This window comes from Emticicia sp. CRIBPO, from assembly GCF_009905725.1.
Classification (GTDB): Bacteria; Bacteroidota; Bacteroidia; order Cytophagales; family Spirosomataceae; genus Leadbetterella.
Map to the genome: position 1 here is coordinate 190,323 of NZ_JAAAKV010000010.1, position 24,920 is coordinate 215,242.

A 24,920-nucleotide genomic window follows, 5' to 3' on the forward strand; every position below is an offset into this window, starting at 1 on the left:
GGCCTTCAGATATCCGGTAATCTGTTGATTGCTTTTTGCAGCCGAACTTATTTCTTTGGCCGGAAGACCTTAATTGCTTCTTCATTTGCCTCAATAAAAGGGCCTTCGATAAGGTCAATGCAATAAGGAATGGCAGGGAAAACGGCTTCAAGGCATGTCCGTATGGCTGCAGGTTTGCCGGGGAGGTTGACGATCAGGCTGTTGTTGCGGATACCTGCCGTTTGTCTTGATAAAATAGCGGTGGGCACCTGCTCCAGGCTTACTTTTCGCATCAGTTCGCCGAAACCGGGCAGCAGCTTGTGACAAATATTTTCGGTGGCTTCTGTCGTTACATCACGTTTGGCCGGGCCTGTGCCGCCTGTAGTCACAATCAGGCTGCAACTCTCATTGTCGGCCATGTCGATCAGGTGCTGTTCTATGACGGCTTGTTCGTCCGGAATAACGCGGTAAACGGCTTGCCATTCGGAACTGATAAATTCGCGGAGGGTCTGTTCAATGTATTTTCCTGAGATATCTTCATAAACCTGGGCACTTGCTCTGTCAGAGACGGTCAGGATGCCAATTTTAATGCTCATAAGATATTAAAACTGGTTAAGGATAATCATGTCGGTTTCTACCGAATTACTGATGTTTCCGGCCCTGTCTTTAATAGATATTTCGAATTTTACAGAATCCTTTTTAGGTGTAAAGGCATGAAGAAACTGCATGGTATAGCTCAGAACACCTTCGATAGGGCCATCCTTACCGTCATTTTTAAGCCTTGGGAAGAAACCTGAAAGCGGCTCAAGCGGGATATATTCCACATATTTGCCGTTTACCCTTCTGTGATATTTGATGACGTAGTTGAAATTATTCACTTTAATAGCCTCTGCAATTTCCGCATCATTGAGACCCAGATCACCGTCTCCATCCTGAAATTTAACAGATACCACTACCGAATCCTTATATCCTCCGAAGAACTGGTCGATCCTGATATCTTTTTTGATAGAGTTGTACTCTATCTCCGGTTTCAAAGCGAAATTGGGTTCTTTATAACAGGAAGCCAGGGCAACTGCGGAAAAAATAAAAAAAAGTAAAGCTTTTGGATGAATACCGTATCTTCTCATTATCTAAAACTTATTTTTGTAAAAATAATCAAAACTCAGGAGTCAGGACTTTATTTTCGATGTTTATTTTTTAATACTATTTGATGAATACCAGGGACGAATTAAAATCAGCGGTTTTACAATTGGATCAGCATCCACTTCATTTTGAACGTCTGGCTCTGGAGGTATTCAATTTTCAATATGAAACCAACCCGGTTTATCACGCTTACGTCAGAAATCTGAATGTTAAACCGCTTTCAGTCAACAGGATAGAGAAAATTCCTTTTTTGCCTGTTGAATTCTTCAAAACCCAGAAGGTCATCAGCGGCCCCACGAACCCTCAGCTGGTGTTTGAGAGCAGCGGTACCACCGCCCGGACCACGAGCAGGCATTACGTTTCGGACCTGCCGTTTTATGAGCTGCTGAGTCAGAAAATATTCGAAAACTTCTACGGTCCGCTGACCGATTATCATATTTTCGCCCTGCTTCCTTCTTATCTTGAACGAAATAACTCGTCGCTGGTGTATATGGTCAGGAATTTTATTTACAGGTCTTTTTCACAGGAATCAGGCTTCTTTTTGAACAATCCGGAAGACCTTTTGCGAAGTATTCAGGAAACTTCTGAAAAATCAGGACCGAAGCGTAAAATTTTATTGATCGGAGTTACGTTTGCATTACTGGATTTAGCTGAAAATCAACATTATGCTTCCCTGCTCAGAAATCACAGTGAAGATCTGATAGTCATGGAAACCGGGGGAATGAAAGGCCGCAGAAAGGAGCTTTTAAGGGAGGAAGTCCATGAAATCCTTACCAGGGCTTTTGGGGTGGAGAAAATCCACTCTGAATATGGTATGACGGAGCTACTCTCCCAGGGTTATTCAAAAGGAGAAGGGATATTCGATTTGCCGGCCTCTATGAAGATACTTTTAAGGGAAGTCAACGACCCGTTTACCTATCTTCCAAGCTTCGCTTTGGGTGATGAAAATCAGAATGTGAAATATCGCGGCAAATCAGGCGGAATAAATGTAATAGATTTGGCTAATATCGATTCCTGTTCGTTTATAGAAACCAAAGACCTCGGAAGTTTCTCGGAAGATTACAAACAGTTCAGAATCATGGGCAGGTTTGACAACTCCGATCTCAGAGGGTGTAATTTAATGGTCAACTGATGCAAAAAGTCCTGAAAACATACCTGAGAAGGCTGATCAACCTGAGTTCAGCCAACCGCTCACTGTTACTTATGAATTTGCCGAAATCACAGTTCCTGGATATCCACGAACTTGATTTTGTCTTGAATATGCCTTCTTTTGAGGTCGTCAATCAACTGATTGCCCAAAAGAAACAAATCCCGCTGTGTGAGGTCATTGACCCGCGTGATGTCCGTAATAACGAGATTAGCAAACAGGTCAGCCAGATATCCAGAACCGAGCAAACCATACAGGAGGAGCGTGGTGTTCAGGACCTTTTTGTGGGTTATCCTTTTGTTAAAGGGAAGTTTCTGGATGGGACTTCGGTCAGATGTCCCCTTGTGTTTTTCCCGGTAAGTCTGAAAAAAGGGGTTTTAAAAGGGCAGCAGAGCCCGGTCTGGTTTCTGGAACCCAGAGATGCCGACATTACCCTCAACAGGAGTTTTCTGACTGCTTACTCTCATTTTAACAGCCAGGGACTTTCAGACGAACTCTTTGATTTTTCGCTGGAAGATTTTCCGGAAAACAGCGTGGAGTTCAGAACTGCCTTGTATGAGTTTTTGAAAGACAGCCCGCTGAAAATCAATTTTAACCAGGATTTATTCACTGATAAGCTTACCTTATTTGAAAAATTACTGAAGGCAGATATAGAGACGGTTGAAAAGAACGGCGAACTGAAACTTTTCCCGCAGGCCGTGTTGGGGATCTTCCCTCAGGGTGGCTCTTTTCTGATCGAGGATTACGAAAACATGCTCAGAAACGAGACTTTCGATAATGAGGAAGGCTTTGAAAGCCTGTTTCCTGCTCCCGAAGAGTTCGTTTCAGGTCATTCCATCCGTGAGGAAGAATTGTTGCTGCCTTTCGAAGTCGACGCTTCACAGGAAGACGCCATCAAGACCATCAAAACCGGCCAGTCATTGCTGATCCAGGGTCCTCCGGGCACCGGTAAGTCGCAGCTGATCTGCAATCTCATCTCGGATTATATCGCTAAAGGAAAGAAAGTGCTGGTGGTATGTCAGAAGCGTGCCGCTCTCGACACTGTTTACAAGCGTCTGGACAAGGCGGGTATCACTGACTTTATAGGTTTGGTGCATGACTATAAAAATGACCGTAAGTCTATTTTTGACAAGATCAGCTCCCAGATCGACAAAACGGAAGTGTATAAAAAACAGAACCAAAGCCTGGATGCCATATTCCTGGAAAGGGAATTTGACCAGACCTGCAGGCGTATTGATCAGATAACCAAAGAATTAGGTCAGTTTAAAACAGCTTTGTTCGACGAATCCTATGCCGGGAAAAGCATCAAGGAATTGTATCTTTTGCAGGACAAGGATGCTGTTCTGATTGATCTCACTGGTATTTACCGCGACTTCAATTTTGTAGAACTCAATGACTTTGAAAGAGACCTGAACAGGATTCAGTCTTATAAAAAAATCCTTGAAAACGGCACGCCGGAAGCTGATTTCTGGAAACTCAGAAAATCGGCAAGACACTGGACACCTTCAGACCAGAAGAAAATCACCGGATTACTGAAAACTTCGATGGACACCTGGAAGAAAACAGCCTCAGAACTTGAGGAAGCCCTGGGTAAGTCGTTGAAAGTGAATGATCTGATGGAGATTTTGCCGGAAGTCCTGGATGAAATCGCCGGACTATTACATGAAGAGGATCATCTCGCCTTATTCGGAAAACTGGATTCAGGAGAAGTAAGATTACTGAAAAAGAACCAAAGGGCGGAGATAGAAGAAAGTTTACATAAAATTGCTACCAGTGGAGGAATAAATCCCGTGTTCTTTGAAGACCAGAAGACTATTTCTGTAGCCATCGACGAAGCCCAGGACAAAAGCAAAGGTTTTATTTCCAGGAGTATTTTCAAGACTTTTTCCGATAATAAAACGCTGGTCAATAAGCTCTTAACGGATGAGGGCCTTTCGTTCACGACTGAAAACATCCTGTTGCTACGGGATAAATTCAACAATACGGTCTTATTTCAATCCCTCTCTAAAGAAATCGCCCTTGCGGGATTGAATTTGCCGGATGATTTTAAAGCGGCACAAGCCGTCTGGGCAGCCTATGAAAAAGCATCCCAGGCCTTTGAATTGCTCCGGGAGTCTGTTCCTGTTTTGTCCGGGACGCTGTATACCAAAATTCCGGATCTTGGAAGTTTTACTTATCTCAACAGGCTTTTGAAAGACCATTTCGACCTGATAGGACTTACCATTTCAAACCTCAAAGAATACCTGGCAGAGGAACAGATCGAAATTTTCTGGACATCTGATGTGCAAGCCATTAATCAGTATTTTAACGGGAATTTCGATTACCTGGTGGAGCTTGACCAGCTCACTGGAAGCCTGACTACGACAGAGACCAAAGTGCTGGAATTGCTTGAAAAAGCGGATTTAAAGCCCGAAACGAACTATTTTGAAACTTTCAGACAGTCGCTGATCCACAGCTGGGTGGAGTATATTGAAGAAATACATCCTATTCTGAGGGGAACAAGTACTTTGAAGATCAGCAGCTCGGAAGAAGAACTGAAGACCTCCGTTCAGAAAAAACAGGGTTTAAGCCGGGATATCCTGGCCCTGAAAATCAAGGAATTTACCTACAAAGACCTGGAAAAAAACCGCCTGGGAAATACCATTACTTTCAGGGAATTGTATCACCAGACGACCAAGAAAAGGAAGATATGGCCGCTCAGAAAGTTGCTGGCTGAATACCCCGACGAGGTGTTCAAACTCTTACCTTGCTGGCTGGTTTCACCGGAGACCACTTCGGCTATTTTCCCTTTGCCTGAAAATGATGATTCTTATTCGAAATTCGACCTGGTCATTTTCGATGAAGCTTCCCAGTGTTTCTCTGAGTCGGGAATACCTGCCCTGATGCGGGCCAGGCAGGCTGTTATTGTGGGAGATAACAAACAACTTCAGCCCAGCGATCTGTACAAAATCAGGTTTGAAGACCAGGAAACAGAAGAGCCTTTGCTCGAAATAGATTCTTTGCTTGATCTTGGGTCTCAGTTTTTACCCCAGAAACAACTGACCGGACACTACAGAAGCAAGAACCTGGAGCTGATCGACTTTTCCAACAGGCATTTTTACAAAAGTAAACTCAGGTTACTGCCGGATTTCAAGGACATCAACCAGGCTGCTCCACCGATTAAGTTCATTAAAATTGATGGCATCTGGGAGGATAATACGAACCCTGTAGAAGCTTTGGCAGTCGTGGAACTGATCAGGGAACTCAAAATGAGCAACCCGAAAGAGGAGATCGGTGTAGTGGCGTTTAACTTCAAACAGGCCGAGCTTATTTTCCGGATGCTGGAAGCTGAAGGCTTGAATTCGCCCGATATACACGTCAAAAACATCGAGAATATACAGGGAGACGAATTCCAGACCCTGATTTTTTCTATCGCCTATGCCCCTGATAAATCAGGAAAACTGGTCATGAACTTCGGCTCACTGAACCAGAAAGGCGGAGAAAACAGGCTGAACGTGGCCATTACCCGTGCCAAGGAAAAGATATTCGTGATTTCCAGCATTTTTCCGGAGCAGCTTAATGTAGAGTCTTCGTCCAATGAAGGGCCGAAACTGCTTAAAAAGTACCTCGAATATGTCAGGATTGTTTCAGACAATGAGTTTTTACCTACATTCCAGCCTTCTGAAAAATCCTTTGCCATCAGTCTTAAGCAACTGATCATGGATAAGTATGCCGGTCAGACCGGACCGGAATACCTCGAAGAGCTTCCTTTTGCAGACATCACACTCAAAGAGTCAGACCGCTACAGATCATTGCTGCTGACCGACGATACGCTGTTTTATGACAGCCTGAGTCCCAAAGAGTTTTTTGCCTACATGCCTCTATTGCTCAAGCAAAAGGGCTGGAGTTTCGAACGCCGCTGGAGTCGCCGGTTTAATGCTTAGCTTCTGCCTCTTTTTTAGGAGGAAACAGCAGTGAAGCAATAATGCTGATACCCAGAATAGCAATGATCACGATCAGGGAATGGACGTTGGTAAAGCCCCACTCCTCCAGCCAGTGATGGGCCAGCATTTTGATACCGATAAATGATAGGAGCACCCCCAGGCCGTACTTCAGGTAGGCAAACATATCGATGATGTTGACCAGGAAGAAGAACATGGACCTTAAGCCCATGATGGCAAATACATTGGAGAAAAAGACAATGTAAGGGTCTTTGGTGATAGAGAATATCGCCGGAATGGAATCCACCGCGAAAATCACGTCGGTAAAAGCAATCACCACGATCACCACAAAAAGCGGGGTAATGAACAATTTATTGCCTCTGTGCTTATGTCTGATAAAGAATTTGTCGGCCACGAATTTCTCGTAAACGTTAAAGACTTTAGAAGTAATCTTAACCGCAGGGTGGTTTTTGGTGTCGATTTCTTCCTCTTCATCTCCCGAAAACAGGATGTTGATACCCGTATAAACCAGGAACGCACCGAAAAGGTAAAGGATCCAGTCAAACTGCTGAATCAGGGCTGCACCAAGGAAAATGAAAACAAAACGAAGAACGATCGAGCCCAGGATACCCCAGACCAATACCTTTTTATAGTGTTTCTGACGCACTCCGAAGGAGTTGAAAATCAGGATGAAGACGAAAATATTATCGACCGAAAGGGAATATTCCACCAGGTAACCCGTGATGTATTCCAGGGCCATGTTGTTTTGAAATTTCTGAACACCTGCCGCAAAATCCTCCGGAAGACGGATGTTTTTATAGTAAGTATCCATCACGGTTTTCAGATGTGAAGGATCCGAAATGTCGTGAATCAGGTAGCCGTATTGACGAAGAAAGAAAAAGAAACCCACAGCCAGACCGACCCAGACGGCACTCCATAACCCGGCTTCCTTAAAGCTTACGATATGTTCCTTCTTTTTGTTGAAGGCACCCAGATCGAGGAGCATCACGAATATAACAAACACGGCAAAGGCCGCAAAAAACAAGGTTTCGTTCGAAAATGTCATTATTAATAGATATGAATGAAAAAAATCGCTTCTTTTGTAACAAAGAAAACTGATATTTAATTGCAAATACAAAAATGCACTTTTTTTACGGATTTGGTATCAAAATTGTTTGAGTATAGCCTGAGAATTTTAAAATATAATGTATAATAATCTTAAAGTGGTGGTGGTGATGCCTGCCTACAAAGCTTCACAAACCTTACAAAAAACCTATTCTGAGATCCCGTTTGATATTGTAGATGAAGTAATTCTGGTAGATGATGCCAGTCCTGATAATACCTTCGAAGTAGCTGCACGCCTGGGAATCAGCCATGTCATCAGGCATGACCAGAACAAGGGTTATGGCGGTAACCAGAAGACTTGTTATGAGAAAGCCCTTTCCGTGAATGCTGATATAATTGTCATGTTACACCCTGATTATCAATATACTCCCAAGCTGGTGCGGGCCATGGTTTCCATCATCGGCGAAGGTTTGTATCCTGTGGTCTTCGGATCCAGGATTTTAGGCAAAGGGGCATTAAAGGGTGGAATGCCCTATTATAAGTATGTGGCGAACCGTTTTCTGACCTTTACACAGAACCTGCTGATGAATCAGAAGTTGTCTGAGTACCATACCGGCTACCGTGCCTATGCTGCGGAAGTGCTGAAAAGTATCAATTTCCAGGCTTGTGATGATGATTTTGTTTTTGACAATGAGATCATCGCCCAGATATTCAACCGGGGGTATGAAGTAGGGGAAGTAACCTGTCCCACCAAGTATTTTGAAGAAGCCTCTTCCATTAATTTTTCCAGGAGTGTCACCTATGGCCTGGGGGTTTTGAAAGTATCCGCGAAGTACTTTTTAGCCCGGAAAAAAATCCTGAACTGGCCATTGCTGAAGTAAGTCCCAAGGTCCGGAATTCCGGGCCAAATCCCTTGAAATACGTATAGATAGCTCAAAAAGACAGGTACTTTAGTTCAATTTTTTCTTTCTTTAATTTTATTTTTTTGTAATTTGCACCGTATACCTGAAAGCTTTGCAAAGAATATTTTTTGGAAAAAAAGATCAGAATAGAGAAGGACATCATTGAATGCTGGAACTTGCTGAGAGCCGGTGACAGGAAATCTTTTGCCCATATTTATTCCTTTTATGCCGATGATCTTTTTACTTACGGAAGCTATTTTTCGCAGGACAGAGACCTCGTCAAAGACGCCATCCAGGAGCTGTTTATTGACATATGGAGAATGCGTGAAAATCTTTCGGCAACCACTTCCGTAAAATTTTATCTCTTCCGCTCGCTCCGACGTAAACTTCACGTATTAACAGAAACCAGGACTTCCTTTTCGACTTTTGATTCCGAAGCAGATTTGCCGGAAGTGATTTCGCATGAAGAAGAATTCATGAACCGTGAAACCCAGGACGGCCGTCTGAAACAGCTGCACAGATTACTCAGCCAGCTCCCGCCACGTCAGTTTGAAGCCATCAGGCTTTGTTATTTCGACAATTTTGATCTGAAAGAAACGGCCTCTATCATGCAAATGAACGAGCAATCCGTCAGAAACCTCATACAAAGATCTATCAGGCACCTCAGGCAACTGTTTACCACCATTGTCAGCCTTTTCCTTTTCTTTTACAAAACCCTGTAAAAAAATATTTCCGTTTCAGTGAGTTAAAACAGGCAAAATCCCCTTTATAGGTTTGTAAGGCGATTTAAATGGTATTTAACTCATAATTTATATGGATTATAGTGGTTTTGATGTAGATGACTTTATTTTTGACAAAGCCTTTACGGAATGGGTCAGAACAGGAGAAAATGATGCTTTCTGGCAGGACCTGATGCAAAGTCAGCCCCTGGTCAGCCACAAAATAGAAGAAGCCAGAGAGATCATCCTCGCTGCTGCCTCTTTACCCCAGGCTATGTTGTCTGCACAGGAAAAGCAGGAAATACTTCAGAATATACACCAACGCATAGAGGAGGAAGAAGTCGTTGAGGACCAACCGGTGGTGCTGACGGTATTCCGGAAAATGTGGTGGGCTGCCGCAGCTGTTATTATCGTAGCCGGCTGGCTGACCTGGAAGGGCACCGGCTCGCATTCCAAAGAAGTAACTTATGAGAAACTCGTGGCCGCAGAAGTCAAAAGTACTGAACTTCAGGAGTCGGTCAATACCGCTGAAAAACCTTTGCTGGTCAATCTCCCCGACGGCAGCTCCGTCCTGCTTTTGAAAGGCGGGAAATTATCGTTTAACAAAGCAAACTTTAACAACACCAGGCGGGAAGTCTACTTGTCCGGGGAGGCGTTTTTTGAGGTGTCCAAAAATCCTGAGAAGCCGTTTTTTGTGTATGCCAATGAACTGGTAACCAAGGTGCTGGGGACAAGTTTCACCATCAGGGCATTCAATGATTCCAAAAATGTGGAGGTCGTGGTAAAAACCGGTAAGGTCTCTGTTTTTACCCAGCGTGATCCTGGAAAAGAAGACAAGATGAAGGATAATAAACTCGAAGGCCTGGTCTTGCTGCCTAACCAGCAGATTGTTCTGGAACGTTCCCAAATGAAGTTGTCTAAATCCGGGATTGAAAGACCCGAGTTGCTCACCTTGCCTGCCCAAAAACTTTCGTTTGAATTTGACGATGTGCCGTTTGCCGAAGTGGCAGCAACAATGGAAAGGTCGTATGGCGTAGAAATTATCTTTGATAAAGAACTTCTGGGCAAATGCCGCCTCACCGCCTACTTGTCTGACGAACCTCTGAATGATAAAATAAGGATGATCTGTGACGCCCTTTCCGCTACTTCCGAAGTGGCTGATAAAAAGATATTTATCAAAGCAAATGCTTGTAAGTGAGGTGTTTTAGTATGCAAACAATTTTATAACCGATAACCTTAAATTAATAACGATGATCAAGCCAGCCAATTCTACCTAGCCTCAAAAAAAGAAGGTCAATAGTGCTACCAACACCATTGACCGGATGTTTTCCCTTGTCTAGTCATTATCCCCATTTTCAGGGAGTGGGGATTCTTTTGTCAAAATTTCAGTTTCAACAAAATCTATTCAAATTTATGGAGAAAGAATTACATTTTTATGCGTTAGCACTAAAAATTATGCGAATAACAATTACACAAATCGTATTTGCCGTTGTTTTAGTGGGGGTGTCATGGGCCAATGAAAGCAATGCCCAGGAAATTTTAAAACGACGTTTGACCCTTTCCGTAGAGGAGCAAACTGTAAAGTCGGTACTGAGTCAGATTGAGAAAGCTGCGGAAGTGAGGTTTCTATACAGTTCAAGCCTTATTAACACCGGTAATAAGGTCAGTATTCAGATGAATAACAAAGCCCTGGGAGATGTCCTTGTTTCTCTGCTGAGCCCTTTTAACGTGGGCTTCAAAACAGAAGGGAAACAGATTATACTCATCAGGTCGTCTTCTGTCCCGGATGAAAACGCCGACATACAGGCGGAAGCGGTACCCGTTGAACTGAAAGTAAGCGGGCATATCACCGATGAGAAAAACGAAGGCATGATCGGTGTAACCGTGGCCGTAAAAGGTACCACCAAAGGAGTGATCACCGATATCGATGGAAAATATGAGATCGTAGTGCCCGATGAACAGGCCATACTTGTTTACTCTTTTGTAGGATACAAGCCCAAAGAAGAGAAGGTGGGTGCCAGAACCATCATTAACGTTCAGCTCGAAGCAGAAAGCAATCAGTTGTCTGAAGTGGTGGTAACAGGCTATACCACCCAAAAGAAAAAAGACGTGATCGGGGCAGTTTCCATTGTGAAAGCCAGCGACCTGACCGCCACACCGTCAGCCAACCTCATGACACAGCTGCAGGGTCGTTCGGCGGGTGTGACGGTCAGCAGCACCGGAAATCCCGGAGGTGCGGCCAATGTACGTATCCGCGGATTTGCTTCTTACGGTAATAACAATCCGCTGTACATCATTGACGGCGTGCCTACCACAGATGCCACAAGGATAAATCCGCAGGATATAGAATCGCTTCAGATACTTAAAGATGCCTCAGCAGCATCTATCTATGGAGCAAGGGCGGCTAACGGCGTCATTATTATCACGACCAAACAAGGCAAAGCCGGCAAAACTTCTGTTTCTTATGACAGTTATGTAGGGGTTAACAATCTTCCTTATAATAAGATCCCGGATATGCTGAATACGGCTGAAACCATGCAGTATATTGAAAGAACTACTGCTCCCGGACACATCGATCCTTTGTTTGGGACCAGGGGCTCTTTCCGTATCCCGGATTATTATGTCGTGAGCAATACTTTCAGGGGAGGAGTGTCAGCATCAGATCCGAGGATAAACCCGGACCTGTATACCATTGCAGATTATAAAAATGCTTACCAGATATTCAAGACAAGTCCCGGTACCGACTGGTTCAGGGCCATGTCACAATCCGGCATTCAGCAGAGTCACCAGATCAATGCCACAGGTGGAACTGACAAGTCGCAGTTTTCTATGGGGCTCAATTACTTTAAAGAAGACGGTACTTTCAGATTTACAGGTTATGAAAGATATACTGCGAGGGTCAATGCTTCATTCAGTCCGACCAAATACCTCAGAATAGGAGAAAACCTGCAGGTGGCGTATGACGACCGGAAAGGAGATAATACCACTTCCGGGGAAACAACGGCCTGGGCCAATTCTTACCGGAGTTCAGCCTTCATACCTGTCTATGATATCAAAGGCGGTTACGGAGGCTCTCTGATCGGAAGTACCGCCGGAGTGGGCTGGAATCCGCTGGCTGTGCTGGAACGCAGAAAAGACTGGACCAATAAGTCACTGAGGGTTTTCGGTAACCTTTTTGCGGACATCAATATCACCAAAGACATCACTGCCCGCACTTCCGTGGGGATTGATGCAGGCAACGGCAGCATGAAACAGGCTCTTCTGAGAGAATATGAAAGGGCGGAAGCCAGGAATGTGACACAGTTAACAGAAGGATCTAACGCTTATACCAGTGTTACCTGGAGTAATACATTGACCTATCAGAAGAATTTTGCGGAAAAACATAATCTGAAAGTGCTTTTGGGAACAGAGTCTATCAAGAACATCTCAAGAAGAATTTCGGCAAGTGTTTCCAATTATGATTTTGAATATGATGAATTTATGTCGCTGAGTACCGGTTTGCCGAAGACCCTCGGAGACATCAGTGCTACGACGCCAAACATTGCTACATCCACACTTTTTTCTTATTTCGGAAGGGTTGATTACAGCCTGATGGACAAATACCTGGTAAATGCCACCTTCAGAAGAGACGGATCTTCTTTGTTCGGACCTTCGGTAAGATATGCCAATTTCCCTTCATTCGGTGTGGGCTGGCGTATTTCGGACGAAGAATTTATGAAAGGCCTGAGCTGGCTTGACGAGCTAAAACTGAGAGCAGGCTGGGGGATCATGGGAAGTATTTCCAACGTGCCGGCATTCAACCAGTTTTCATCTTACGGTTCAACAGCCGCAGCCAACTTCTATGACCTGAATGGTGCCAACATCGGCTCAACACAGGGATACGGAGCGACAAGGCAGGGCAACCTGATGACAAAATGGGAGTCGACCCGGACCACCAATATCGGCCTTGATGCTTCACTGATGAGGGGACAATGGAATGTAAGCATTGATGTTTACAGTAAAAATACCAGCGACCTGCTGGTGCCAAGTTTAAGAAACGGCATGGAAGCCATCATCACCAAACCATTGATTAACCTCGGAACCATGAATAACAAGGGTGTGGACATCCAGATCGGAAAAAGAGGGGACATTGGTCCTAAACTCAAGTATGATATCGGTCTTACATTTACCCGTTATAAAAACCTGCTGACCAAACTGAATGATGAAAATACGGCAGCTTATGTGTCGTCCAACAGGCTGGCGAACATCCTGATCACCACCAAAGGACAGGCTGTTTCATCTTTCTACGGATACCAGATCGACGGGTTCTACAATTCACAGGAAGAGGTTAACAGCGGTCCGAAGATCAACGGGGCTCCGGGACAGGTCGGAACCTGGAAATATAAAGACATCAACGGAGACGGCAATATCACCGTAAGCGACAGGACGATCCTGGGAACGCCGCACCCTGACTTTCAGATGGGTCTGAACATCAGTCTGAAATGGCAGAATTTTGATTTCAACAGCTTCCTTTTCTGGAATCAGGGTAATCAGATATACAATTACACCAAGTTTTTGCCTTATATGGGGGTAATCGGAGGGGGTATTGCCCGTGGTAAATTGTATGATGCCTGGACACCGGAAACGGCACAGACCGCTAAAACGCCGATGCTGGGTGTAGGGACCAATAACGGTTATACTTCGTTTGTGACAGGCAACTCTTCTTCATTCTATGTCGAAGACGGTTCTTTCCTGAGGGCTAAAACCATTCAGCTGGGTTATTCATTACCCGTTAACCTGTTGAAAAAAGCGAGCATAAGCAATGTAAGGGTGTATGTGCAGGCTCAGAATTTGTTTACCCTCACCAAATATACCGGAGCAGATCCGGATCTGGGATTGGTATCCAGTGATAATACAGATCAGAACCTGGGGGTAGATTATTCAGGATTTCCGAATCCGAAACAGTTTCTGATTGGACTGAACTTATCATTTTAACATTAAATCTGGAAAAGACAATGAAAGCGATTAAAACAAAAGGAATATATTTTGCCCTTGTATTTGTATTATTAACCTCCTATGGCTGTAAGGATGATTTTCTTGATCAGGCTCCGCAGGGAGTATACAGTGAGGCTGCCCTCTTAAATAAAAAAGGAATTGAAGGTTTGCTGGTCAATGCCTATGCTTCGCTGGACGGTAACGTGGCCGGGACCGGCGGAATCGGGGCCTCTGTCGGAGCAGACAACTGGATATTCGGAAGTATCCTTGGCGGGGAAGCCTACAAAGCCGGGGTAAACTTTGCCGATCAGGGTGGTATAAACGATATCATGCAGTATGCCACACCGGCCAGCAACCCGCATATTGACGCCAAATGGAATTCTATTTTTGACGGTATAGCCAGGGCCAATCAGGTATTGAAACTTTTACCGGGCATAACCGACCCTGCCGTAACGGCGGCAGATAAGAAGCGGATAGAAGCGGAAGCTAAATTCCTGCGGGCTTTTCAGTATTTTGAAGGTAAAAAAGTATTTGGCAATATCCCTTTCCTGGATGAAAAGGTTGTCGATTTTAAAGTGCCGAATACGGATGCCAGCGGCAATTATGTGAATATATGGTCGAACATAGAAACGGATCTCAAACATGCCTATGACAACCTGGATGAAGTCACTCTGAATGTAGGGCGTGTCAACAAATGGGCTGCGGGGGCTTATCTGGCCAAGGCTTACCTGTATCAGAAAAAATACACAGAAGCCAAAGCCTTGTTTGATGCCGTCATCTCAGGAGGTAAAACCAACAAGGGCGTGCCGTATGATCTGGCCGCCAACTTTGCAGATAATTTCAGGATCAGTACCCAGAACGGAAAAGAATCTGTTTTTGAGATTCAGCATGTGATAGGCGACGGCGGAAACACCAACGGTTTCCAGGACGCGATCCTTACTTATCCGAACGGCATAGCCGGGGGCACCAACTCCTGGTTTTTCAGACCTTCACAAAATACGGTCAACACCTATAGGACCGATGCCAACGGGTTACCGATGATCCAGGGCTATAACGACGAAGATGTGACGCCTTTCGAAACGGTTTCTGACCAGGAAGCTTTTACACCTTATGCAAAGACACTTGACCCGAGACTTGACCACACGGTAGGCCGCAGGGGTATTCCGTATCTCGACTGGGGAATGATGACAGGTGTGGCTTTCACAGGCCCTCCGGGCGAGTCGATCACCAATGGCGGTGCCTATTGCGGAAAGAAATTTGTGTTCTCAAAAGCGGAATTCAATGCAGGCCTGGCTACCAGGGTCAACTGGTACATTTCAAGTTCTCTGAACTATGTGGCCATGAGATTTGCCGATGTTCTTCTGATGGCTGCTGAATGTGAAATAGAAGCAGGAAGTGTAGATAAAGCCAGGGATTATGTAAACAGGGTCAGAAAACGTGCTGCGGCTTCTCCTGTCAAAAGCCTGGATCAGACCGCTAATGCCGCTAATTATAAAGTAGGCCTGTATGAAACGGTTTGGGCAGATAAAGAAGCGGCCAGAAAAGCAGTAAGGTTTGAAAGAAGACTGGAACTGGCAGAAGAAGGCCATGCGTTTTTTGACCTGGTCCGCTGGGGTATCGCCGAGCAGTTTGTCAATAATGAATATCTGCCTAAGGAACTTCTCCGCAGGCCGCTGGCTTTGGGAGGAGCAAAGTTCATTACCAATAAGAGCGAATATCAGCCTATTCCGATTTATGCCCTGACCCAGAGTAATAAGGACGGCAAACCAACTTTAAAACAAAATCCGGGATACTGATATTATAAAATGGCATTGAATCTTGTATAAATAGATTCAATGCCTAAATTTAACTTCAGAAAACTCCGACCTTAAAAGAATAAACATGAAAAGAATTGTTGTCATCATGGCTTCGGCAGTTTTGCTGGTAGCTGCCCAGATCTCTACCCGTAAAACGAACGAAGGGCCGTATGAAGGCTGGCCCGAATACCTGGGCGGACCTGACAGGAATCATTACTCTTCTCTGACCCAGATCAATCCCGGCAATGTCAAAAACCTTAAAGTGGCCTGGTCGTATGAAACACCCGAAGCCGGGCAAATGCAGGTTAATCCCATCATTGTAGACGGAGTTCTGTTCGGTGTGACTTCTTCTGTGCAGGCTTTTGCTCTGGATGCTGCTACAGGCAAGGAAATCTGGCGTTTTGGTGATCCGCTTAAATCATGGTCCAGCACCAGTCGTGGCGTAACTTACTGGAGCGACGGCGAAGATAAGAGGATTCTCTATACCGTCGGGCCCAATTTATATGCATTAAATGCTAAAACAGGTAAGCCTGTTGAAAGTTTCGGTGACGGCGGAAAGATTGATTTGCACACCGGACTGCCTGAAATCGCCAAGGATAAATTCCTTATTTCCAATACGCCGGGCACTCTTTTTGAAGACCTGATCATTATGCCGCTGCGTCTGTCTGAAGATGCCGATGCTGCCCCGGGCGACATCCGTGCTTTTAATGTCAGAACCGGTAAACTGGCCTGGACTTTTCATACGATTCCTTATCCGGGAGAGTTTGGCTATGAGACCTTTCCTAAAGATGCCTATAAAAATACCTATACCGGAGCCGCCAATAACTGGGCAGGGATGTCAGTAGACCGTAAAAGAGGCATTGTGTATGTACCGACAGGGTCAGCCGCTTATGACTTTTATGGTGGAAACCGCAAAGGAGCCAACCTGTTCTCCAACAGCCTGTTGGCCCTTGATGCTAAAACCGGGAAAAGAATCTGGCATTTCCAGACCACCCATCATGACATCTGGGACAGGGATCTGCCTGCACCTCCGAACCTGATCACCGTAACCAAAAACGGGAAGAAAATAGATGCGGTAGCCCAGGTGACCAAGCAGGGATACGTTTTTGTTTTTGACCGGGTCACCGGTAAGCCTTTGTTCCCGATTAAGGAAATGCCTGCACCCAAATCTGCGTTGCCGGGTGAGCAGGCCTGGCCTACACAGCCCTTGCCAGTTTTACCCGCCCCTTTTGCCCGTCAGGCTCATACGCTGACAGAAAAAGACATCAGTCCTTATGCCAAAGACCGCGATTCGCTGATCATCAGGCTCAGAAAATATAAAAAACAACAATTTGCCCCGCCAAGCAAGGAAGGTACGGTGATCCTGCCGGGCTTCGACGGTGGAGCTGAATGGGGTGGGGCAGCGGCCGATCCCCAGGAAGGTATATTGTATGTCAACAGCAACGAAATGGCCTGGATCATGACCATGGTGGGTACACCTAAACAAAGCGAAATGTCAAATCAGAGTCCCGGTGAAAAAGTGTATTCAACGTATTGCATCGCCTGCCACGGGCCGGAACGCAAAGGAAATGCAGTGAGCGGTTATCCGTCACTGGTCGACATCGGTGCTAAGAGAGACAGGGCATTTGTGTCTCAGCTGATCACCAATGGAAAAGGCATGATGCCCGGATTCACAATGCTGACAGCCACTGAAAAGCAAGCCCTGGTCGCCTTCCTTTTTGGAGATGAAAAGAAAGAAGTAGCCGCTGCAACACCGAGCGGGCCTTCTAAAAAGCCGGTTTTACCTTACAGAAGTACCGGGTACAACAAATTCCTGGATGCCGGCGGATTGCCTGCCATTACACCACCATGGGGTACTTTGAACGCCATCGATCTCAATACCGGCAAGTATTTATGGAAAATACCTCTGGGAGAGGAGGTTTCTCTTAAAGCCAAAGGGATTAACAATTCCGGAACTGAGAATTACGGAGGGCCGGTAGTGACTGCCAGCGGGTTGTTGTTCATTGCTGCCACCAAAGATGAAAAATTCAGGGCCTTTGATAAGAAAACAGGAAAGTTGCTATGGGAAACCCAGCTGCCGGCTGCCGGTTTTGCCACACCATCCACCTACCAGGTCAATGGTAAGCAATACATTGTTATCGCCTGCGGAGGAACAAAATTAGGAACCAAAAAAGGCAATCAATATGTAGCCTTTGCCTTACCTGACTAAGCCCTACAAAACAAAAAGCCCCGGTAAGCTTACGCCTGCCGGGACTTTTTTATACATAAAACTTATCTACTTTCTCCTTTTTCCCTTCTCCGTTTTCCGGAATTATACCTTCCAAACCCAACCGAAAGTATCTTCTACTTTACCGGTACGGATATCATTAAGGGCTTTTTTCAACTGGCTTGATACCGACTGTTCTGTAATTTCAGGAAGGGCGTAGTCATTGCCTTCGAAGCCGATGGCTGCAAAAGGGGAAACCACTACGGCTGTTCCTGCTCCGAACACTTCAGTAACGCTGCCTGACTGGATACCTGAAATGATTTCTTCAACAGAAATTTTTCTTTCTTCAGTTTCAAAGCCGAGAGATTTTGCCAGTTGCAATAAAGTATCCCTTGTAATCCCTTTAAGAATCGTACTGCTGGTATTTGGTGTGATCAGTTTGCCGTCTTTCACAAACATTACGTTCATGGTACCGGATTCTTCGAAATATTTATGTTCGATCGCATCAGTCCAAAGCAACTGGGTGTATCCCTGATCCTGGGCCAACTTGGCAGGATACAAAGAAGCGGCGTAGTTACCGGCACATTTGGCACTACCCACACCACCCGGAGCTGCACGGATGAATTCTGTCTCTACTTTCACTTTCGGAGGGGTAGAGTAGTATTTTCCTGCAGGGCTCATGATGATCATAAACCTGTAATTTAAAGAAGGCCTTACACCAAGATATACATCACTTGCAAACATGAACGGACGCAGGTAAAGAGAGTTGTCCTCACCTTTAGGCACCCATGCTGCATCAATTCTCAAAAGTTCTTCCAGACCGCCGATAAAGATTTCTTCAGGGACCTGTGCCATACACATACGCTCGGCAGAGATGTTGAAGCGTTTAAAGTTTTCAAGAGGTCTGAACATCAGCACTTCGTCGTTTTCGTTTTTGAAAGCTTTCATACCTTCAAAAATAGATTGTCCGTAATGCAGGGAGGCCAGAGCCGGGTTGTAGGCAATTTCACCGTAAGGTAAGATTTCGGGAGTTTGCCATACACCGTTGATACAGTCAGCCACAAGCATGTGATCAGTAAAAACTGATCCAAAAGAAATGTTCTGAGGATCAAACTCGCTGATCCTGCTTGCAGCGGCGTAAGTAATGTTGAAGTTCAATGTTTCGGCGGTCATTATTGTACTGTTTATATCTAACTGATTATTTACTAACGAATAAGGAAATGCAATTTATTGATTTTTTTTTGATAGAATCAAGGAATTTTTAAAAAATAGTTGTCAAAACAAGTATTTTTTTCTGAACCCACACCAAATGCACGAATTAAGCAGGTTTTTAAACGTAAAATGCCCGGCTTTTGAAGGCCAGGCACTTATAATCAACGTTTCACAAAATAATAGGCGGGTTTACAAACAAGGTATTGGCGGACGGTTTATTGTCCCGGTAGTTTGTCTACCCACATTTCTTTACGGTCAGCCCTTGGATTGTCCAGAGGGAATGAATTGGATAATAACTGTACTTGTTTATCTGCTACTTTCCTGGCGTTTGCCGAAGCTACCACGGGTTGTCCGGTGATCTGCTCAACAGCCACTTTTAAGAATGTTTCGTTCACATCTCCGAAAGGTTTGAAAGGAATGACATTGTCAGACACTTTAAAGTCCGGAGTAAAACCGTCTTTGGTGCCGTAATTAGACTCTCCTTTGGCATTCACGGTTTTCAATACGATGGGCTGCATGCCCCATTTCCAGCGTTTTTTGCTATCTGAAATCGTAATCGAGCCCACATTTTTGCCATAGGTATTGCCTCCGATCAGGATCACATCCATAAATGGCTTCAGGTTATTAATGACCAGCTCACTGGCAGAAGCTGTACCGGATGATGTCAGGATGTATACCCTGTTCAGAGTCCCCAGGTTATTGGCTTCGTTTCTAAATTTGGTTTCAAAAACCTCAGGGCCATACTTATCGACATAAGCCTTGGTCATGGTCGTGTTCCATTCCTGTTTGTTCATGAGCAGGTTTGGATTAAGGTTTTTGACAATCAGTGAAGAAAGTATATCAGAAGAAGAAATATATCCACCCGGATTGTATCTGAGGTCTAATACCAGCTCATTGACACCTTTGGCTTTGAAATCAGCAAAAGTTTGTCTCAGTTTGTCGTCATATTGTGTCAGAAACTGCAGGTAAACCAGGTAACCGATCTTTTTGTTACCTTTTTCAATCACTGTAGAATATTGTATCGGATCTGTCTGAAGCTCCGCCTTGGTCATTGTCACTGTTTTGGTCGTATTGATTACCTCGCCGCCGGAATATTCTCCCAGGGTCACAGTCATTGTTTCTGCTGATAAAGCGGTGCCATAATTCTCAGGTGTAAGGTCTTTGCCATCCACCTGGGTGATAAAATCACCTCTTTTGATGCCTGCTTTTTCTGCAGGGCTGCCTTTCAGGGCATAGGCTATGGCCAGTGTTACCTTTGTTTTGGCGGTATTGGAATAGAACGGGGCTGTTCTGATTCCCAAAGCGGTATTTTTACCATTCAGTGAATTCGTCAGCTCTTCAGAGCTCTCCTGTATCCATGAGAAACGGTCAAGTTCACCGGGTTTAACCAGAATAGATTCAAAATAATCATCAGGAGCCAAAGCAGTATTGGTTGCTGTTAATAACGGCATCTGGTCGGTCCACAAATAATAGGTTTTCATCTGCTCATGAATCCATTCGTCAACTTCCTTGGAAGTGGCGTCAGCCGGATCAATGTCTTCAGTCTTTTTACAGGAACTGAATTGTAAAACCAGGAGTAAAAAAACGAGAGCTTTTAGTTTGGTAAGATGAATCATTGTTTATATGGTTATTCATAACTATTTACGTAAATGTAAAACGAAAAGTTGTCAATAAAGTTACAATTTTATAAAAATACTGTCAAAAATCAACCAAATATAAAATGAAAAATGTGTTTTCTGTAAGGGAGACGTGATATTTTTCACGGTTAAATTTACGACCTGACCGCGGCTGAAAGTACCTGAGAGCCTCTTATGAATCATAATTTTCAAAACACGAAGATTTAGGCCTAACTTTGTACAAATTTTTGAGCATTGAAAAACAGGATACTTTTAATCACCCCGCCGTTTACCCAGCTGAATACTCCTTATCCGGCTACGGCTTATATCAAGGGCTTTCTGAACACCCTGGCTTATGACTCAAGGCAGGCCGACCTCGGTATTGAGGTGATTTTAAAGTTGTTTTCTTCCAAAGGCCTGAGGAAAATCTTCGATTACCTGGATGATTCCGATATGGAAATCTCAGATCAGGGTTTCAGGGTTTATTCACTTAAAAACGAATACCTGAAAACCATCGACCCGGTCATTTCCTTTCTTCAGAATAAAAACCAGACGCTTGCCCATGCCATTTGCGACCGCAGTTATCTGCCTGAAGCAGGCAGATTTGCCCAGCTCGATGACCTTGAATGGGCCTTCGGCACCATGGGAACGCATGACAAGGCCAGGCACCTGGCCACACTTTACCTGGAAGACCTGGGTGACCTGATCAAGGAAACGATTGATCCTCATTTTGGTTTCAGCCGCTACGCAGAAAGACTCGCAAGAACTGCCTCGGAATTTGATGAAATGCTGGAGTCGCTTGAGGAGGAAGAAACCATCATCACCGATATGCTGATTGAGGCCCTGGATGAGCATTTGAATGAATTTAAGCCTTCTGTGGTCTGTATTACGGCCCCGTTTCCCGGCAATGTTTTCGGGGCATTCAAATGTGGCCAGTATATCAAGACACAATATCCGGACACCAGAATCATCTTCGGAGGAGGGTATGCCAACACGGAATTGAGAAGAATAAGCGACGAAAGGGTGTTTGATTTTATCGATTATATCACCCTTGACGACGGCGAGGCTCCGTTGCAGCAATTGCTCGAACACCTGGAGGGCCTGAGAGAAAAGACAGAGCTGAAAAGGACCTTCACTTTATCAGGCGGGGTTGTTTGTTATATCAATAATTCAAAAGATAAAGATATTCCTCAGCGGGAAGTGGGTACGCCTGATTACTCGGACCTTAAACTCAACGATTATTTGTCGGTGATTGAGCTTGTCAACCCGATGCACAGGTTATGGAGTGACGGCCGCTGGAATAAACTGACCCTGGCACATGGATGTTACTGGGGCAAGTGTACTTTTTGTGACGTCAGCCTGGACTACATCAGCCGTTACGAGCCGGTCAATGCAGCTTTGTTGTGTGACAGGATAGAGGAAATTATCGGTCAGACAGGCCAGAACGGTTTTCATTTTGTAGACGAAGCCGCTCCTCCGGCACTGATGCGTGACCTGGCCATTGAGATCATCAGACGCGGGCTGACCGTGATCTGGTGGACCAACATCCGATTCGAGAAGAGTTTTACGCCTGACCTCTGCCGTTTGCTCAAAGCCTCGGGTTGCATTGCTATTTCCGGTGGACTGGAAGTGGCCTCCGACCGCCTGCTTGACAAAATGAAAAAAGGAGTGACCGTGGCCCAGGTGGCCAGGGTGGCTGATGCCTTTACACAGTCGGGCATTATGGTGCATGCTTACCTGATGTACGGATTTCCGACACAGACAGCCCAGGAAACGGTGGACTCGCTGGAAATGGTCAGGCAGTTATTCCAAAATGGAATATTGCAATCGGGCTTCTGGCATCAGTTTGCGATGACCGCCCATAGCCCGGTAGGTATTTCGCCGGAATCTTACGGTGTGCACAGCGTTGGTCCGAAATTTGGCGGGTTTGCAGAAAACGACCTTTTTCATGAGGACCCTGAAGGAGCCGAGCACGAGTTGTTCTCAGAAGGACTGAAAGTTTCTCTCTTTAATTATATGCACGGTGCCGGTCTGGAAGAACACCATTCACACTGGTTTGATTTTGATATTCCTGAAACCAGTATTCCGGAAGATTATATTGAAAATTCTCTGAACGAAGAAACCAATCCTCCGTACAGAAACAGTGACATTGTCATCTGGCTCGGGGGTAGTATTACAGAGAGTTCAGTAGTTGAACTGGAATACAAAAGAGGTAAATACAAAGAACAAACGCAGCTGATCTTTACCAGCAAGAAAAAGGAATGGTCACTATATACAGAAGAAAACATTGCCGGTTGGATAAGTGAGCTGATCGAAAGAGCTGCTCCCGGCAATGAGGGTATTCCTGTTTTTGAAGAAGTAAAAAAGTCTTTTCCTTCTCCTCTGACGTTTGAAACCTTTCTGGAGTCAGAAACCTGGGCTCTGCTTAGAGAAAACGGACTTTTGGTGGTGTAAATTTTGAAAACATTATATAGTTAATTCAAACACCTTTTGTGTTCGGTTTCTTTACAGAACGTCACCAGTTTCAATGTAGTAAAGATCTCTGTTTTACCGGTTTTTACCAGGGTATTTCACCGGTTTCAGGGTTATTTTCTTCACTAAAGAATTTACCTGTGGCTCCGTCCTTGTCAATCAAGGCATATTTTACGATTCGTTTTCCGGCATCTTCGATACTGCCTGGTCCGCGATGACCGTTGAAATCTGTTTTGGTATATCCCGGGCAAACAGCATTTATTTTGAAAGCGGTATCTTTCAGTTCATAAGCCAAAACAACGGTAAACATATTCAGTGCTGATTTTGAAGAAAGATATACAACGCCTTTGTAGTCGTAGTATTTATAGGCAGGGTCACTATGCAAGGTAATGGAACCCTGGCTTGAACTTACATTTACAATACGGGGTTCTGACGACTTTTTCAGTAAATCAATAAATGCCTGTGTCACTCTTACCACGCCATAGACATTGGCATCATAAGTCGCTTTAAACTGGTCAATAGTTGCGTCGAGTGCTGTTTGCGGGTAACCACCATAAATACCCGCGTTATTAATAAGGATGTCCAGTACTTTTGTTTTTTTGCCTATTTCTGAACGGGCATTTTTTACGGACTCATCATCCGTAATGTCAAGCTGAATAGCTTCTGCATTGTTTAGCCCCTCTGCTTTCAACTTATCCACAGCTTCCACACCGTTTTGTAAGTTACGGCTGCCGAGGTAAACATAAATTCCTTTTTGAGCAAGTTGCTTTACAACTTCAAAGCCAATGCTTTTGTTCGCTCCTGTTACTAATGCTGATTTCATTTCTTTGTTTTAAAATTAATGAAGCAAAAGTATCGTGCTAAAGAAGAAGGCAGATGGACAAATCACTTTATTTGCCCGACAAATCCTGGGTGTTTTCTAAAAACTCGGTTACGCTTTTACCCGTGCATTTTTTGAAGAGCTTAGAAAAATAATCGGGGTCATTAAATCCTAATTCGTACGCCAGTTCTTTTACAGAAAGATTTGAATAATGCAGTTTCCGTTGGGCTTCTACCATCAAACGGCCGGTGAAAAAATTCTTGGGCGAAACACCTGAGTATTCTTTTACAATGCGGTATAGACTGTTGGTGGTCAGGGCTAGTTTCTCAGCAATCGTGTGGATAGAGGGTTGCTCCATGAGGTGTGTTTCCACCACTAACTTAAACTCAATAAATTTTGACAAGTTCGCGTTCAAAACATTTGCCGGCTCCTGGTTTTTGAAATAGGCACTGTTTAACTCTGCCAGTAATGAGTTCAGATAAGCTAATATTATTTCTGTGTCCGGTTGATTTTCATCTGTTTGAAGCAATTGATCTAAAATTTCAAAAACTCTTTGTACGCGTTGCCTGGCTGCGTCGCTAAGAATTATTTTTTGTGTGTTTAAAGGATTAACTAAAAAAGAAAATTGCTGCGGAAGCAACGCCAAAGTGTTTTCATCAAACAGTACCTTAAAATATTTAAGATTATCTGCATTATCGGGTGGTGTAAAAACCTGGTTAGGCATTGCAAAAAGCAATTGTCCGTCTGTGAGGGTAATGTCCTGTAAATCCAATTTATAGTTGATGGAGCCACTTTCAATGAGCACAATAAAATAGGAAGACAACCTGCGGGGTTGAAGAATTTTCTGTTGCATATCAGCAGACAGATAGGGGTTTTCGGTCGAGTTGAATTTTATGCCCATTTTATCTTGCTGTTGTTCGCTGTCATGTATTTCGTTTGTTTTCTGCAC

The 24,920-nt window shown here is 44.5% G+C and carries 16 protein-coding genes; 9 read left to right on the plus strand and 7 right to left on the minus strand.

Going from position 1 to position 24,920, the window contains the following annotated elements; genetic code table 11:
- Window positions 1-47: 47 nt before the first annotated feature.
- Together mog and GVN16_RS20725 are read right to left on the minus strand one after the other, a co-directional pair.
- Window positions 48-575, minus strand: coding sequence for a molybdopterin adenylyltransferase (mog, locus tag GVN16_RS20720; protein WP_166565853.1), 528 nt, complete (start codon window positions 573-575; stop codon window positions 48-50).
- A gap of 6 nt (window positions 576-581) precedes the next feature.
- On the minus strand, window positions 582-1,106 hold the full coding sequence (locus tag GVN16_RS20725; RefSeq protein ID WP_166565854.1) for a hypothetical protein: 525 nt from the start codon (window positions 1,104-1,106) through the stop codon (window positions 582-584).
- Window positions 1,107-1,189: 83 nt separating this feature from the next.
- Between GVN16_RS20725 and GVN16_RS20730 the strand changes: the two genes are divergently transcribed.
- Both GVN16_RS20730 and GVN16_RS20735 read left to right on the plus strand, forming a co-directional pair.
- Window positions 1,190-2,254: an acyl--CoA ligase gene (locus GVN16_RS20730; protein ID WP_166565855.1), complete on the plus strand. Its 1,065-nt coding sequence runs from the start codon at window positions 1,190-1,192 to the stop codon at window positions 2,252-2,254.
- A complete protein-coding gene (locus tag GVN16_RS20735) occupies window positions 2,254-6,192 on the plus strand; it encodes an AAA domain-containing protein (RefSeq protein ID WP_166565856.1) in 3,939 nt (1,312 codons plus the stop codon). Before GVN16_RS20730 ends, GVN16_RS20735 begins: the two co-directional genes overlap by 1 nt.
- Here GVN16_RS20735 and GVN16_RS20740 read toward each other — a convergent pair.
- Entirely contained in the window at window positions 6,182-7,255 is a 1,074-nt protein-coding gene (locus tag GVN16_RS20740) for a TerC/Alx family metal homeostasis membrane protein (RefSeq protein WP_166565857.1), read from the minus strand. The two genes, GVN16_RS20735 and GVN16_RS20740, sit on opposite strands and share 11 nt — an antisense overlap.
- Before the next feature lie 139 nt (window positions 7,256-7,394).
- On the opposite strand from GVN16_RS20740, the gene GVN16_RS20745 reads away from it, so the two are divergent.
- From GVN16_RS20745 to GVN16_RS20770, 6 genes are all read left to right on the plus strand, one after another.
- Window positions 7,395-8,135 carry a glycosyltransferase family 2 protein gene (locus GVN16_RS20745; RefSeq protein ID WP_166565858.1) on the plus strand — a complete coding sequence of 247 codons (741 nt, stop codon included), beginning with the start codon at window positions 7,395-7,397 and terminating at the stop codon, window positions 8,133-8,135.
- 149 nt (window positions 8,136-8,284) lie between these two features.
- The gene (locus GVN16_RS20750; RefSeq protein ID WP_166565859.1) at window positions 8,285-8,878 is read left to right on the plus strand and encodes an RNA polymerase sigma factor; all 594 of its coding nucleotides are present in this window, start codon (window positions 8,285-8,287) and stop codon (window positions 8,876-8,878) included.
- Between the two features lie 91 nt (window positions 8,879-8,969).
- Window positions 8,970-10,073, plus strand: coding sequence for a FecR family protein (locus tag GVN16_RS20755; protein ID WP_166565860.1), 1,104 nt, complete (start codon window positions 8,970-8,972; stop codon window positions 10,071-10,073).
- Between the two features lie 257 nt (window positions 10,074-10,330).
- Complete coding sequence (locus GVN16_RS20760) at window positions 10,331-13,849, plus strand: TonB-dependent receptor (protein WP_166565861.1); 3,519 nt, start codon at window positions 10,331-10,333, stop codon at window positions 13,847-13,849.
- Window positions 13,850-13,869: 20 nt separating this feature from the next.
- A complete protein-coding gene (locus GVN16_RS20765) occupies window positions 13,870-15,645 on the plus strand; it encodes a RagB/SusD family nutrient uptake outer membrane protein (protein WP_166565862.1) in 1,776 nt (591 codons plus the stop codon).
- 85 nt (window positions 15,646-15,730) lie between these two features.
- The gene (locus GVN16_RS20770) at window positions 15,731-17,854 is read left to right on the plus strand and encodes a PQQ-binding-like beta-propeller repeat protein (RefSeq protein ID WP_166565863.1); all 2,124 of its coding nucleotides are present in this window, start codon (window positions 15,731-15,733) and stop codon (window positions 17,852-17,854) included.
- Between the two features lie 102 nt (window positions 17,855-17,956).
- On the opposite strand, the gene GVN16_RS20775 is transcribed toward GVN16_RS20770, so the two are convergent.
- Entirely contained in the window at window positions 17,957-19,024 is a 1,068-nt protein-coding gene (locus tag GVN16_RS20775; protein ID WP_166565864.1) for a branched-chain amino acid aminotransferase, read from the minus strand.
- 254 nt (window positions 19,025-19,278) lie between these two features.
- The gene (locus GVN16_RS20780) at window positions 19,279-20,679 is read right to left on the minus strand and encodes a S41 family peptidase (protein ID WP_166565865.1); all 1,401 of its coding nucleotides are present in this window, start codon (window positions 20,677-20,679) and stop codon (window positions 19,279-19,281) included.
- Window positions 20,680-20,934: 255 nt separating this feature from the next.
- Between GVN16_RS20780 and GVN16_RS20785 the strand changes: the two genes are divergently transcribed.
- On the plus strand, window positions 20,935-23,133 hold the full coding sequence (locus tag GVN16_RS20785) for a radical SAM protein (protein ID WP_166565866.1): 2,199 nt from the start codon (window positions 20,935-20,937) through the stop codon (window positions 23,131-23,133).
- Window positions 23,134-23,236: 103 nt separating this feature from the next.
- Here GVN16_RS20785 and GVN16_RS20790 read toward each other — a convergent pair whose 3' ends face one another.
- Together GVN16_RS20790 and GVN16_RS20795 are read right to left on the minus strand one after the other, a co-directional pair.
- On the minus strand, window positions 23,237-23,974 hold the full coding sequence (locus tag GVN16_RS20790; RefSeq protein ID WP_166565867.1) for an SDR family oxidoreductase: 738 nt from the start codon (window positions 23,972-23,974) through the stop codon (window positions 23,237-23,239).
- A 67-nt stretch (window positions 23,975-24,041) separates the two neighbouring features.
- Window positions 24,042-24,920: an AraC family transcriptional regulator gene (locus tag GVN16_RS20795; protein ID WP_166565868.1), complete on the minus strand. Its 879-nt coding sequence runs from the start codon at window positions 24,918-24,920 to the stop codon at window positions 24,042-24,044.

Excerpts from the sequence above, each read along its gene's own strand:
- GVN16_RS20725 (WP_166565854.1), bottom strand. The coding sequence starts at position 1,106 with ATGAGAAGATACGGTATTCATCCAAAAGCTTTACTTTTTTTTATTTTT.
- GVN16_RS20760 (WP_166565861.1), top strand. The coding sequence starts at position 10,331 with ATGCGAATAACAATTACACAAATCGTATTTGCCGTTGTTTTAGTGGGG.
- GVN16_RS20775 (WP_166565864.1), bottom strand. The coding sequence starts at position 19,024 with ATGACCGCCGAAACATTGAACTTCAACATTACTTACGCCGCTGCAAGC.
- GVN16_RS20745 (WP_166565858.1), top strand. The coding sequence starts at position 7,395 with ATGTATAATAATCTTAAAGTGGTGGTGGTGATGCCTGCCTACAAAGCT.
- mog (WP_166565853.1), bottom strand. The coding sequence starts at position 575 with ATGAGCATTAAAATTGGCATCCTGACCGTCTCTGACAGAGCAAGTGCC.
- GVN16_RS20770 (WP_166565863.1), top strand. The coding sequence starts at position 15,731 with ATGAAAAGAATTGTTGTCATCATGGCTTCGGCAGTTTTGCTGGTAGCT.
- GVN16_RS20735 (WP_166565856.1), top strand. The coding sequence starts at position 2,254 with ATGCAAAAAGTCCTGAAAACATACCTGAGAAGGCTGATCAACCTGAGT.
- GVN16_RS20740 (WP_166565857.1), bottom strand. The coding sequence starts at position 7,255 with ATGACATTTTCGAACGAAACCTTGTTTTTTGCGGCCTTTGCCGTGTTT.
- GVN16_RS20780 (WP_166565865.1), bottom strand. The coding sequence starts at position 20,679 with ATGATTCATCTTACCAAACTAAAAGCTCTCGTTTTTTTACTCCTGGTT.
- GVN16_RS20765 (WP_166565862.1), top strand. The coding sequence starts at position 13,870 with ATGAAAGCGATTAAAACAAAAGGAATATATTTTGCCCTTGTATTTGTA.
- GVN16_RS20730 (WP_166565855.1), top strand. The coding sequence starts at position 1,190 with ATGAATACCAGGGACGAATTAAAATCAGCGGTTTTACAATTGGATCAG.
- GVN16_RS20790 (WP_166565867.1), bottom strand. The coding sequence starts at position 23,974 with ATGAAATCAGCATTAGTAACAGGAGCGAACAAAAGCATTGGCTTTGAA.
- GVN16_RS20755 (WP_166565860.1), top strand. The coding sequence starts at position 8,970 with ATGGATTATAGTGGTTTTGATGTAGATGACTTTATTTTTGACAAAGCC.